Annotated in this window: 10 protein-coding genes; 4 read left to right on the top strand and 6 right to left on the bottom strand. The window is 63.5% G+C overall.

What is annotated here, in order from left to right; all coding sequences use genetic code 11:
- The first annotated feature begins 32 nt into the window (after positions 1-32).
- Together sufU and LA343_RS07390 are read left to right on the top strand one after the other, a co-directional pair.
- A complete protein-coding gene (sufU, locus tag LA343_RS07395) occupies positions 33-545 on the top strand; it encodes a Fe-S cluster assembly sulfur transfer protein SufU (protein WP_025402698.1) in 513 nt (170 codons plus the stop codon).
- Positions 542-958, top strand: coding sequence for a metal-sulfur cluster assembly factor (locus tag LA343_RS07390; protein ID WP_025402697.1), 417 nt, complete (start codon positions 542-544; stop codon positions 956-958). The genes sufU and LA343_RS07390 overlap by 4 nt, the downstream gene beginning before the upstream one ends.
- Here the strand turns inward: LA343_RS07390 and LA343_RS07385 are convergent.
- A complete protein-coding gene (locus LA343_RS07385) occupies positions 955-2,163 on the bottom strand; it encodes a lycopene cyclase family protein (protein ID WP_025402696.1) in 1,209 nt (402 codons plus the stop codon). The genes LA343_RS07390 and LA343_RS07385 overlap by 4 nt on opposite strands.
- A gap of 329 nt (positions 2,164-2,492) precedes the next feature.
- Between LA343_RS07385 and LA343_RS07380 the strand changes: the two genes are divergently transcribed.
- A complete protein-coding gene (locus tag LA343_RS07380) occupies positions 2,493-4,124 on the top strand; it encodes an ABC-F family ATP-binding cassette domain-containing protein (RefSeq protein WP_025402695.1) in 1,632 nt (543 codons plus the stop codon).
- 24 nt (positions 4,125-4,148) lie between these two features.
- Here LA343_RS07380 and LA343_RS07375 read toward each other — a convergent pair whose 3' ends face one another.
- From LA343_RS07375 to LA343_RS07365, 3 genes are all read right to left on the bottom strand, one after another.
- Entirely contained in the window at positions 4,149-4,853 is a 705-nt protein-coding gene (locus tag LA343_RS07375) for an Ltp family lipoprotein (RefSeq protein ID WP_081737310.1), read from the bottom strand.
- A gap of 231 nt (positions 4,854-5,084) precedes the next feature.
- Positions 5,085-5,852, bottom strand: a complete 768-nt coding sequence (locus LA343_RS07370) for a glutamine amidotransferase-related protein (protein WP_025402694.1) — start codon at positions 5,850-5,852, stop codon at positions 5,085-5,087.
- A gap of 89 nt (positions 5,853-5,941) precedes the next feature.
- Positions 5,942-9,523, bottom strand: a complete 3,582-nt coding sequence (locus LA343_RS07365) for an indolepyruvate ferredoxin oxidoreductase family protein (protein WP_025402693.1) — start codon at positions 9,521-9,523, stop codon at positions 5,942-5,944.
- A gap of 296 nt (positions 9,524-9,819) precedes the next feature.
- Between LA343_RS07365 and LA343_RS07360 the strand changes: the two genes are divergently transcribed.
- Positions 9,820-10,281 (top strand): Lrp/AsnC family transcriptional regulator, encoded by a 462-nt coding sequence (locus tag LA343_RS07360; protein WP_025402692.1) that lies wholly within the window; start codon positions 9,820-9,822, stop codon positions 10,279-10,281.
- Between the two features lie 42 nt (positions 10,282-10,323).
- On the opposite strand, the gene LA343_RS07355 is transcribed toward LA343_RS07360, so the two are convergent.
- Positions 10,324-11,079 (bottom strand): hypothetical protein, encoded by a 756-nt coding sequence (locus tag LA343_RS07355; RefSeq protein ID WP_025402691.1) that lies wholly within the window; start codon positions 11,077-11,079, stop codon positions 10,324-10,326.
- Between the two features lie 80 nt (positions 11,080-11,159).
- Positions 11,160-12,536 carry a PFL family protein gene (locus LA343_RS07350; RefSeq protein ID WP_025402690.1) on the bottom strand — a complete coding sequence of 459 codons (1,377 nt, stop codon included), beginning with the start codon at positions 12,534-12,536 and terminating at the stop codon, positions 11,160-11,162.
- Between the last annotated feature and the right edge of the window lie 46 nt (positions 12,537-12,582).

Genomic DNA, 12,582 nt, shown 5'->3' with positions numbered 1-12,582 from the left:
GGCCGAACGCGCCAGAGAGAAGAGAAAAACCAATGAGACTTGAACAGATGTACCAGGAAGTGATCCTGGACCACTACAAGCACCCTCAGCACGCCGGCCTGCGAGACCCCTTTGAAGCCGAGGTGCATCACGTCAATACCTCCTGCGGCGACGAGCTCACGCTCCGCGTGCACCTCAGCGACGATAGGAAGACAGTCGAGGACGTGTCCTACGACGCCGTGGGCTGTTCTATCAGCCAGGCCTCCACGTCCGTCATGGCTGAGGAAATCGTTGGCCTTCCCGTGGATGAGGCCTTCGCCAAGCTCGCCGAGTTTGAGCGGATGGTGACCTCCCGCGGGGAAGTCGAGGGCGATGACGAAATCATCGGCGACGGCGTGGCTTTCGCGGGCGTGTCCAAGTACCCCGCCCGCGTGAAGTGCGCGCTGCTCGGGTGGAAAGCCTTCGAAGCCGCTGCTTACGATGCCGGGGCTGAACCCATGCACGGGTCTGCTGACACCGCCAACAACACCGACACCAGCTCCACGACGGGAGACAACAACTCATGACCGAACCCCAAGACGCCACCAATCCCACCAGCCCAGAGCTGGATCCCTCGCCCCTCAACGAGGTTCCCGAACCTCCAAAGGAGCGTTCTCAGCAGGACGTTGAACTCGCCGGCAAGGTAGAGGAATGCCTGCTCGATGTCATCGACCCCGAGCTGGGCATCAACGTTGTTGACCTCGGTTTGGTATACGACGTCTGGATCGAGGGCTCCACCGCCGTTATCAACATGACGCTGACCTCCCCGGCCTGCCCGCTCCAGGACATGCTGGAGGACCAGGCCCAGGGCGCAGTTGTGGGTACCTTGGACGAGATCTCCGAGCTCACCATCAACTGGGTCTGGACCCCGCCGTGGGGCCCCCACATGATCAACGAAGAGGGCCGCGAGCAGCTTCGCTACCTCGGCTTCTCCGTCTAGCGGCGCGCTCTCATCCGCTTCCACACAGCCCTGGCCACCGGCCAGGGCTGTGTCCATAATGGGCGCAAGAACTCGTGGCGAAAGCCCGTATGCGCCCGCAACTGCCACATCGCCTTGGCCACTGCCACGCCATCGTGACCCGTGAGGTACGCGAGCTGAACCGGAGCTGGCAGCCGGAAGAAGCATTCGAAGAATGATCGCAGCGTTTCCTGGTCAGCCCGGGCGATGAGTTCGCCGCCGACCTGACGCAGCACGTACGCTAGCCACCGATTGGTTCGCGCGCACAGACGATTCGCGCACATCAACCCTTCCCGGCGCCCATGCCCGGAAGTGCCGTGGGTGCGCTCGATCATGTCTAGAACGTCATCTGCACCAGTCAAGCTCGCGCCCAAGGAATATCCCGTTGCGGGATGGATCAATCCTCCGGCAGCACCGAAAAAGTCAGGCAGCGCTCCGCGCCTCGTGCCCATGGGAATGCTGACCGCCTCCGTACGCAGCTGGATCCACGGCCCCAAGGCGCGTACCTCTGAGCTGTCCAGTCTCTCGGCCAACCGAGCACGCAGCATATCGACGAGGCGCTGTTGCTCACTGGCGTCCGCAGGGCAATGCGCCGCAAGGATCGTTTCCTCAAACAACCAGCCATCATCGACCTGCTGGACGTAGAGAAAGCTCGGGGGATGGTGGTCGGCACGGCCTCGCCAGTCCATGAAGATGGGTTCGGGGGTGGGATGGCTGGTAGCGTCGGACAAGGAAACAACGACCCCCGCGGCGATCTGCCAGAGTGCAGCGTCCGTGCGCGGGGCGCCGGAGCACGTCACGGTGACGGACGTGCGCGACGAAGCTGGGGCGGGGGAGCGGCGGACCGGAATGTTGGCGCGGCAGAAGGCATTGCGCAGCGCTTCCTTGTTGAGCATCCGGTAGCGAAAACCCAGTTCGCGACGGGTTTCCGCGATAACGGTGAGGGGAGCGGGTGAGTCGAAGAACTCTGCGGCCCATGGCGGGATGTCGGGGTCGACGGCGCCGTAGGTGGCGGGCCAGGGAGGGAGGACGTCGCCATCGGCGATGGCGGGGTCATGGCAAGTCACGTCCCACCCGCGCTCGACGGCTCGTAACGCAAGGCCCACACCGGCGGGCCCCAAACCCGCGATGGCGAGGCGAACGGGGGTGGTCGACGAGGCGCGGGCGGGCTGACGAGGCTCTGGCATAACGCTTTGATTTTACCCCCGAACCTACAGAAGTGTTATTCCGGCTGAGATGGTTTCCGAGGACAACGTTTAGCTGCGAAAATGCTGATAGTTTCCTTAAAGCCTTGGTTAGTACGGGGACTCTATTTACCCCATCTCGACGGAAGTGCACCGCGCTTGAGCTGCGGTGAAGGAGTTTCTTGTTTAACGTCTGTGGTGTCCGTAACAATAGGCGGACAATCGGTGGGATTGCCCGCCACGAGGATGGCAGCGGAGCAGCGGAGGATTCAAGGAGCCCGTTGAGACAGTGGCAACGAGCGGGGGGAATCCACCTGATAGGGTGGATCGTTGTGATTGTGACAAACGACCTTGAAGTGCGTGTGGGGGCACGTACGCTCCTCAACGCTCCGGGCCAGCACCTCAGGGTGCAGCCCGGCGATCGCATTGGATTGGTGGGGCGCAACGGCGCCGGAAAAACTACTACCATGCGCATCCTCGCCGGCGAAGGGGAGCCCTACGGTGGAAGCGTGACCCGCAGTGGAGACATCGGCTATCTGCCGCAGGACTCTAAGGAAGGCGATATCGAGCAGACCGCCCGGGATCGCGTGCTCTCGGCTAGGGGGCTGGATCAGCTGCGCCGCACCATGGATCGCCAGCAGGAGATCATGGAAACCAGCGAAGATGACCGCAAGCGCGATGCCGCGATTATGAAGTACTCGCGGATGGAGGAGAAGTACCACGCGCTTGGTGGATATGAGGCCGACAGTGAGGCGGCCCGCATCTGTAACGCCCTGGGTCTGCCGGATCGCGTGTTGGATCAGCAGCTCAAAACGCTCTCCGGCGGTCAGCGCCGCCGCGTGGAGCTGGCGCAGATCCTCTTTGCCGCAACCGCTGGGTCGGGCCGGTCACAGACCACGCTGTTGCTCGATGAGCCGACGAACCACCTGGATGCCGACTCGATCACGTGGCTGCGGGACTTTCTGAGCAAGCACGATGGTGGCCTGATCATGATCAGCCACGACGTTGAACTGCTCGATGCGGTGTGCAATAAGGTCTGGTTCCTCGACGCCGTGCGTGGCGAGGCCGATGTGTACAACATGGGCTGGAAGAAGTACCTGGACGCCCGGGCCACGGATGAGGCTCGGCGCCGCCGGGAAAAGGCCAATGCGGAGAAGAAGGCCAGCGCGCTGCGGCAGCAGGCCGACAAGCTGGGTGCCAAGGCAACAAAGGCGCGGGCGGCGAAGCAGATGGCGGCCCGTGCCGACCGGATGCTCAACGAGCTCGATGAGGTACGCCAGGAAGATCGCGTGGCGCACATTTCCTTCCCAGAACCGGCTCCGTGTGGCAAGACCCCCATGAACGCCAAGGGTTTGACGAAGATGTACGGCTCTCTGGAAGTCTTTGCTGGTGTGGACTTGGCGATCGACAAGGGGTCGCGCGTGGTGGTTCTGGGCTTCAACGGCGCGGGTAAGACCACGCTACTGAAGCTGTTGGCTGGCGTGGAGCGCACCGATGGCGAAGGCGGCATCGTTACAGGCTACGGCCTCAAGGTGGGATACTTCGCCCAGGAGCACGACACCATTGACGGCGACAAGTCGGTGTGGGAGAACGCCATCTCGGCGTGCCCGGATGCGGGGGAGCAGGACCTGCGCGGTCTCCTGGGCGCGTTCATGTTCTCCGGCGAGCAGCTTAACCAGCCGGCCGGTACTCTCTCCGGTGGCGAGAAAACCCGTCTGGCCTTGGCGACACTGGTCAGTTCCCGGGCCAACGTGCTGCTGCTCGACGAGCCCACGAACAACCTTGATCCGCAATCGCGCGAGCAAGTCCTGGATGCGCTGCGGACCTACACCGGGGCGGTCGTGCTCGTCACGCACGACCCGGGTGCGGTGAAGGCTCTCGAACCGGAGCGAGTCATCGTGTTGCCGGACGGCACCGAGGACCTGTGGAGCGACGACTACATGGAGATCGTCGAGCTGGCCTAGAGGACTCAGAGGGGCCAGAGGGGCCTAGAGGTGGTCCACTCCATATTGGGCCTGTTCCGGCGTGAATCCATCGAAGATCAACTGATCGTAAAGGGCAGCATCGGACATTCCCATGAGTTCGTCGTATTGACGAGCCTTCTTCACGGCCTGCTCGTTCCAGTCAACGGAGATGTTGTTCATCGCGTAGTCGATGGCCTCTTGCGGGTAGCCATCGAAAGCGAGCTGATCGCGCAGCCCCTTATCGGAGAAAGGCATGACGGACAGATAGTTGTTGGCGCTTTCCACGGCGTTGCGCTGTTGGCGACCTGCAGATCCTGATCCGCCGCCCTGGTTAGATGCACCGCCTCGCCCGGATTGAGCCTGGGGATCGTTGAGCATCGGAGCAGTCATGTCCACGGTGGGCTCGGCCTTGCGAATGCCCGGGGTTGGGGAACCATCGCTGGCATCTTCCATCACCCGCTCCCGCGTTGTTGTTGCAGCCGCGGAGGACAGCGTTGCAGACGATGCAGGGGAAGTCGATGCCGACGTAGAGGCCGATGACGCAGTGTCTGCCTTGTCGTTGCCGCCATCGCCTCCGCCGACGATTCCGGCGATGACGAACAGCAGTAGAATTGCGCCTGCTGCGGCGAGGATGATCGTCTTCTTGCTGCGCTTGTTCTGCTGACCGGGCGCTCCCTGGCCGTTGGGCATTCCCTGTCCGTAGGGATTCTGATTGTGAGGTGAAGTCATGGGGTCATGTCCTATCGTGAAAGCTCCTCCCGCCTCCGAGAGGATTGTCAGTAGTGATCCCGCGCTCCATACGTCAACGACAATGGCCGGTGCCGGTCGGCGCCGGTCGGTGCCGTATGAATGCGGTGCCCTTACCGTATTCAGGACATGAGACAACGCGATCCCCGTGTTCGAATTTTTAGTTCGACATCGCGTGCTGATGAGGGACAATAACTGACCCCAGGCCGATCGCTACCCAGCAGCGCGGTCGATCAGCGCTTCCTCCCGGCCAGCGCTGTGCGCCCGGCAGAACTCCACGAACTTACGCGGCAACCCGTTGACAGGGGAGGTGTCGTGACCGTTAAACGCCGCGTACGTCTCCGCCAGCTCATCGGCGCGGCAGTACCCGTCATCCTCGTAGAAGCTCAACCTGCGCTTGATGCGTTCGCCATCCATCTCTGGGTGGAATTGGGTCACCCACACGGTCTGGCCCAGCCGGTAGACCTGCACCGGGCACGTCGGGCCGGTGGCCAGCAGCGTTGCTCCCGCCGGCAACTCCACAACTGAATCCTTGTGCCCCGTCATCACCTTGCTGATCTCCGGCAGATCCCGGGTGAGCTCATCGACCCGCCCCTCGTCCGTCAGCGACATGGTGCTCACACTCGCGCTTTCGGAGAAGGTGGTATCCACCCGTCCACCCAAGTGGTGGGCCAGCATCGACGCTCCGTAGCAGGTGCTAAACACGGGGATTCCACCGTCGACTTGCGAGGCGACGAAATCAACGAGCCGGCGAGTCACCGCATCCTGCCATTCGGGGTCAACGGGCTGGGTGATGGTGAACGGTGAGCCGCCGATGAACACGCCCTTGACGCCGTCGAAAGAACCGATCTCGGCGTCGGGCGTGGACAGCGGCCGCTGATCTAGCTCCTCAGGGGCTAGGCCGCTGAAGTGCAGGAAGTCGTCGTACTCCGCTGCCAATACGTCATCCCCGCGGCGGGGGCACAATAGTACGAAGCTCACACAAACCAACTTAGCAGACCGCTTGGTCTATATTGAAAATTCGCCGGATTTGCCCGGGGCGTGTCGCTCACTCCACCGCCACACCGTCACTACACCGCCACGCCGCCAGCGGCACCCAGCTTCGCCAGCATCTCGCGCCCGCTGCTGAGCTTCTTCTCCTCGAAACCGCGCACACCATCGGCAGCCGCCGCCAGCTCGGTCAACTCGGCCAACCGCTCCTGGCTAGTCATCCGCTTCGCCTGGCTCAGCAACACCGCCCGGTACTGACGCTTCAACTCGCGCTCCAGCACCCGCACCTCGGCGGCGCCGAAGATATCGAGCTTGGTCCCGCGCAACCGCTTCATCTTCGCCAAGCTCCGCAGCGCCGGCTCGGACCACTTGCCGAGACCAATCTTGCGGTTCAGACCCATAGCGCGGAGCAAGGGTGGCTGCAGCATCACCTTCAACCGGGCGGCGACATCCTCGCCGTAGTCCCGGGCCACCTGCGTGGCGAAGCCCTCGTCGAGGGCCAACCGCGCAACCTCATACTCGTCCTTGTACGTGCTCACCTTGTGCAGACCAATCGCGAACTCCCTGGTCAAAGCCACGGAACCGGGCCGCACGCGCCGCTCCTGGCGGTACATCGTGCACACATCGTCGAGGTAGTGGCGGGCATCCTTGGCCGATCCCCACCGCTGCACCTCGTCCATGCGCACGGCAACGAGGTCCACCAGCTCCTCGAATCCAGCCACGTCCGCCGTCGCGCCCGCCGGGCGGTGCTCGCTCTCCAGCGCCGCCGTTACGGTCGCCACGGTGTCCTCCCGTGCAACAATCTCAAGGTCGGAGCCGACTTCTGGCGTCGACGACACAACACCATCAACGAGCTCCGGCGTGGCCACGAGGGCACGACCCCACCGGAATGCCTGAATGTTCTCCGCCACCTTGCGACCATTGGCCTCCAGGGCTTGCTCGATGGCCTCGGCGGAGACGGGCAGCGCACCGGCCTGCACGCTCACGCCGAGCAGGATCATGGTCTGGTACGTCGTCTCGCCGAAAATGGCCTGTGCCAGGCGAATCGCGTCGGTGATCACGGCTCGCCGGGCGTGTTTGCCCAGCGTTCCCGCAATTTCGACGCCACCAGGCCGCGATGCCTTCACGTCCGTACACATCACACCCGTAGGGGTGTCGGCGCTGGATAGGACCGCGGTGGTGCGCTCCGCACTGATCGTCGACGTCGTGGCCGACTCCGCAGCCGTGATTCCGTCCATGGCGATGACCAGATCCGCCCCCGCAGCCGGAACCGCACCGGGCTCGTCGGTCGGGGTCGCGGCGATGCGCACGTCGGAGACTACCGACCCGCCCTTTTGCGCCAGGCCAGTCATGTCATTGCCGCGCACGTAGCGGCCGTCCAGCTGGGCGGCGGTGGCGATCACCGCGGCGAGTGTGAGTACGCCGGTGCCACCTACGCCGGAGATGCGCACGTTCCAACTCTGCGCGCTGGTCAGCTCCGGAAGGGTGACCGGCGGGAGATCCTCGGTGCTCAGTGTGGGAACCTCCCGGTGCGCCGCGCTGGAGGTGTCGTGCAGTTCCACGGTGGTAAACGCCGGGCAATCGCCCTTGAGGCACGTAAAGTCCGAGTTGCACGTGGACTGGTCGATGCGGGTCTTGCGGCCGAACTGCGTGTCCACCGGTTGGACGGAGAGGCAGCCGGACTTCTCGCCACAGTCACCGCAGCCTTCGCAGATGCGCTCGTTGATGATCACGCGGGTAGCACTCCGCTGGGTCTTGCCGCGACTGATGGCACGCCGCTTCTCGGCCGCGCAGTGCTGGTCGTGGATGAGCACGGTCACGCCTTCGGTGGTAGCCAGATCCTTTTGGATTTCGGCAAGCTGGTCGCGGTCTATCACCTCGACGCCACCACCGCGCACCTCGCGCAGAATCTTCTTGGTGCGGGCAACATCATCGGTCGTCACGACGATCCGGGCGGGGTTTTCCGCCTGGACCATGTCCACAAGCCCTGCGAGGCTGGGCTGGCCGACGGGGTCCTGGCCGCCGGTCATAGCGACTGTCCCGTTGTGCAGCAGCTTCACCGTGACGTTGGCGTTGGCTGCCACTAGGGCGCGCAGCGCGAGGCTGCCGGAGTGGAGGAAGGTGCCATCGCCCATGTTCTGCACGAAGTGCTTTTCCTTGATGAACGGGCTCATGCCGAGCCAGTGGTTGCCCTCGCCGCCCATTTGTGCGGTGCCGAGGATGGTGCCAACGCGCTGCGGATCCATGAGCATGACCATCGCGTGGCAACCGATGCCAGCGCCCACGAGGGTGTCCGGGGTGGTGCGGGTGGAGGCATTGTGTGGGCAGCCGGAGCAGAAGTGGGGAACGCGGGATTCCACGGACAGGGGCAGGGCGATGCGCTGGGGCTCACGCTGGGGGAGAGTCACTTCGATGCCCAGCTTCGATAGTTCCGAGCCGAGCCGCTGGGTGGCGGTGCCGTTGATGGGGCTGATGTGACGCAGTGCGGGACGATTCTCGCAATCGTAGAGAGTGGTCTTCACGGTTTCGAAGAGGTGATTGCCCAGCTCTTCGGCCACGATGACCGTCTCCAACCCGGTGGCAAACTTATTGAGCTCGCGCGGGTCGAGCGGCCACGTCATACCGAGGCGCAACACGCGCACCTTACTGGGAGCGGACCCATTCGGGGCGAGGGTGCGCAGGGCTTCCTCCATCTCCAGCGCGGTGTTGCCGGCGCAGATGATTCCTACCGTATCCTCGCCACTGCCGTGGGTGAGGCGGTTGAGGTGGTGCTTGCGGGCATAGTCCATCGCACGCTGGAGCCGCACGCCGGTGCGGGTGCGGTCGAGATCGAGCAGGCGCTGACCCAGCAAGCGCGCATCCGGTTGGTGCTTGTCGTTGGCCACATCGGGCGCCACAAGTGGCCCGTCGAGGGTAACCGTGGATGAGCCATCGGCAACCGGGGTGGTCACGCGCAGCGCGACCCACAGGCCAGAGTAACGGGACATCCACGCAGCGTGCGTTCCCAGAGATAAGATGTCTGCGGAATCGGCCGGTACGAGCATCGGCATGCCGAGATCTGCGATAAGACGGCTGGAATTGGAGGGCACGGTAGAGGACTTGGCCGTGGGGTCGTCGCCGACGATGGCTACGGCTCCGCCGTATCCGCTGGCGCCTGTGACGTTGGCGTGGCGGATGGCATCGGCGGAGCGATCCAGGCCTGGGGCTTTGCCGTACCAGTAGCCGACCACGCCGTCGATACCGTCGTTGAGCGTGGCCCCGGCCGTGAGCTGGGACCCCGCCACGGCTGTGGCACCGAGTTCCTCGTTGACGGCGGGCTTGTGCACGATCGTGTGCTCGCCCAAGATCTTCGAGCGCTTCGCGAGTTCGAGGTCGTAGCCGCCGAGCGGGGAGCCCTCGTAGCCAGAGACGAAGCTTGCGGTGTTCAGACCGCGCGCACGATCCGCGATGGCGCGATCGCGAATCATGCGCACGAGAGCCTGAATGCCGGTGAGGTGCACGGAGCCGCGGTCGGCGATGTAGCGATCGTCGATGACGGTGCTCGACACGGTGGGGCTGGTGGGGCCGGTGGTGCGCTCTGCCGTGGTACCGCGGTCTGCCGACCGGTCGGCGGGGTCTCCGGCCGAGCTGGAGTTCGATGCGGGAATGATGGTGGAAGTCATGGGGATCACCTGTCCTTGCTCCACCCCGCACGCGGTGTGCGGGGCAGCGCACGTGTGGCATGTGCGGTCGCGAATATGTGTTGCGGATCACACTATGGTGCGAACGGGTCAATAAGGAAGCGATTCTTCTGAGCATTTCCGCAGGTCGCACACTTGGTGCAATCGGGGTGAGCATTTTGGCCCCAAAACTATGCCAATGGCTTAGAGTGAGTTCTACCCCGCACAGCAACCCACCAAAGAATTAGCTGTGTGTTTAGCCATATGTCACGAACACCCCACGGCAACGGGAGACCCCCATGAAGCCCCTCGACACCCTTGATGTCCAGCTCCTCCAGCTCGTCATGTCCGAACCCAAAGCCGGCGTGCGGGAGTACTCCCGCAGGCTCGGCATCGCCCGAGCCACCGCGCAAAGCAGGCTGGACAAGATGGTGGAAGCGGGCGTGATCCGCAGCTTCGCCCCACACATCGACCTGGCCAAGGTCGGTTTCCCCTTGAGCGCCTACATCCACCTCACGCTGCGCCAGGTCGATTTCGACAAGGTCATCGCGCGCGTGGGCACCATTCCCTACGTCACCCAAGCGGATTCCATGGCCGGGGCAGAAGACCTCACGTGCCGGGTGGTCGCCCGCGACCACGAGCACCTCGAGACCATTTCCCTCGGCCTCATGCGCATCGAGGGGGTAGAACGCATCCGAACGGACATCGTGCTGCGCCACCGCATCCCACACCGGCTCTCGCAACTCATTCGGGAGCTGTAGTTGGGCGCGCCTGGTGGCGTCGAGAAAAAAGAAAGAAACAGCCTAACGCACGCCAGCGGCTGCAAGAGCGGCGGCGATCTGACGACGGGACAGGTCCGTCGTGATCGTGGCACTGTTGGGCTGACCGGCGATGTAGCGACAGATCGTCCACCCATTGAAAAACTCGGGTTCGAAGACGTCCAGCGGCCCATAGGCTTGGTTGAGATCCACGGGCATGCCCTCCCACGACGCGATCGCTTCAAACTCCGTGCTGGTAAACGTGAAGGGCTGGGAACCATCCGTGGGAAACACCTGCACCGCAGCACGGTAGTAATAGTTCCGATGGTAATTCAGGCGGTCTTGGTGCGGGTTATGGTGGACCACCCGGTTGATCCACACACCACCCACGCGAGCCGGAGCGAAGCGAACCCAGCCCTGGCGCCACGCTGTACCCAGCACACTGACGTTGCGACGCCGCTGAGCGGTACTAATCACGGCAGTCATCAGCAGCAGCAAGGCTACGCCCAGGATGACCACGCCGATGACCCGCGTACCACCGCTGCCTAATGCTGTTGCCAGTGTGCCAATCGTACCCACCACAAGCGCTCCCACACCCACGACCACCTGAATGGGCGATAGCGGCCACTTACTTCCCGCAACGGGCATGGTGCCAGCGGATTCGAGCGCTGCCACGATCGCTGGATTATCCGACGGAAAAGGACAGCGATTGTTGAAAAGACCCGCTGCGGCGCCGTGGGACAAGACATTGCCGGGGTCATCAATCATGGAGGAGGTTCGGGCGTACTGGAAAATCTTCATGGGTGCTCTGTGCTCGATCTCGTGGACAACAGGGGCTGCCTAGTGGCGCTCGTCGCGCTCTCGTTGCGCTTGCTAATGCGCTAGTTGCGGAAACCGTGAATCGGGGCGGGAATGAAACCGCCGCGATTGATGAAGTTCGCACTCGAGGCAGTGTTGACCGGGATCACCGGCGCGTAGCCCAGCAGACCACCAAAATCGACCTCGTCGCCCACCTTCGTACCGGGGGCGGGGATGACGCGCACAGCGGTGGTTTTATGGTTCATCACACCGATGGCAGCTTCATCGGCAATCATACCGGCGATGCTCTCGGCTGGGGTGTCACCGGGGATGGCGATCATGTCCAGGCCCACGGAGCAGATGGCCGTCATTGCTTCGAGCTTGTCGATGGACAGCGTTCCCGCACGGACGGCGTCGATCATGCCCTTGTCCTCGGAGACCGGGATGAAGGAGCCGGACAGCCCACCCACGCGCGAGCAGGCCATCATGCCGCCCTTCTTCACCGCATCGTTGAGCAGCGCGAGTGCTGCTGTGGTGCCGTGCGTGCCGACCTGGCCGAGGCCCATGTGCTCGAGGATGTGAGCGACCGAATCGCCCAGCTCCGCGGTGGGAGCCAGGGAGAGGTCCACGATGCCAAATGGCACGCCGAGGCGCTGCGCCGCCATCACTCCCACGAGCTGACCGGAGCGGGTGATCTTAAACGCGGCGCGCTTGATCTCTTCCGCGACCTCGTTGAGGGTGGCGTTCTCTAGGGATCCCACGGCCCGGTCGACCACGCCGGGCCCGGATACGCCCACATTGATGACCACGTCTTGTTCCTCGACACCGTGGTAAGCGCCGGCCATGAACGGGTTATCGGACACGGAGTTTGCGAAGACCACCAGCTTGGCACAGGCGATCGCGCCCTGGTCGGCGGTGGCTTCGGCACATTCCTTGATGACCGTTCCCATCTTCTTGATGGCGTTCATGTTGATGCCGGCCTTGGAGCTGCCCACGTTCACCGATCCGCAGACCACATCCGTGGTGCTCAGCGCCTCGGGAATGGAGGCGATGAGGTTCTTCTCACCCTGGGTTGCGCCCTTTTCCACGAGCGCGGAGTAGCCGCCGATGAAGTTCACGCCGACAGCGCGGGCCGCCCGGTCGAGGGCCTCGGCGATGCGGACGGGATTGCCTTCCACAGCGCTGGCGAGCACGCCGACGGGCGTCACGGAAATGCGCCTGTTGACGATGGGGATGCCGAGTTCGCGCTCGATGCCTTCGCAGACGGGAACGAGGTCACCGGCGCAGCTTACGACGCGGTCGTAGACGGCCTCGCACGTTTGCTCCATGGTGGCGCGGATGCAGGGAATGAGGTTGATTCCCATGGTGACGGTGCGGATATCGAGGCGGTAGCGCTCGATCATCTCGATGGTTTCAAGGATGTCTTGGCTGAGCGTGCCTGCGCTGAGACGGGGCTCCATGCTGGTGTGTTCTTACCTTTGTCTTTTTGTTTTGTCTTTTTGTCTT

Source organism: Corynebacterium falsenii (assembly GCF_020099275.1).
Taxonomy (GTDB): Bacteria; Actinomycetota; Actinomycetes; order Mycobacteriales; family Mycobacteriaceae; genus Corynebacterium; species Corynebacterium falsenii.
The sequence above is the reverse complement of the archived record's forward strand: the minus strand, read 5'-3'. Positions and strand labels throughout refer to the sequence as shown.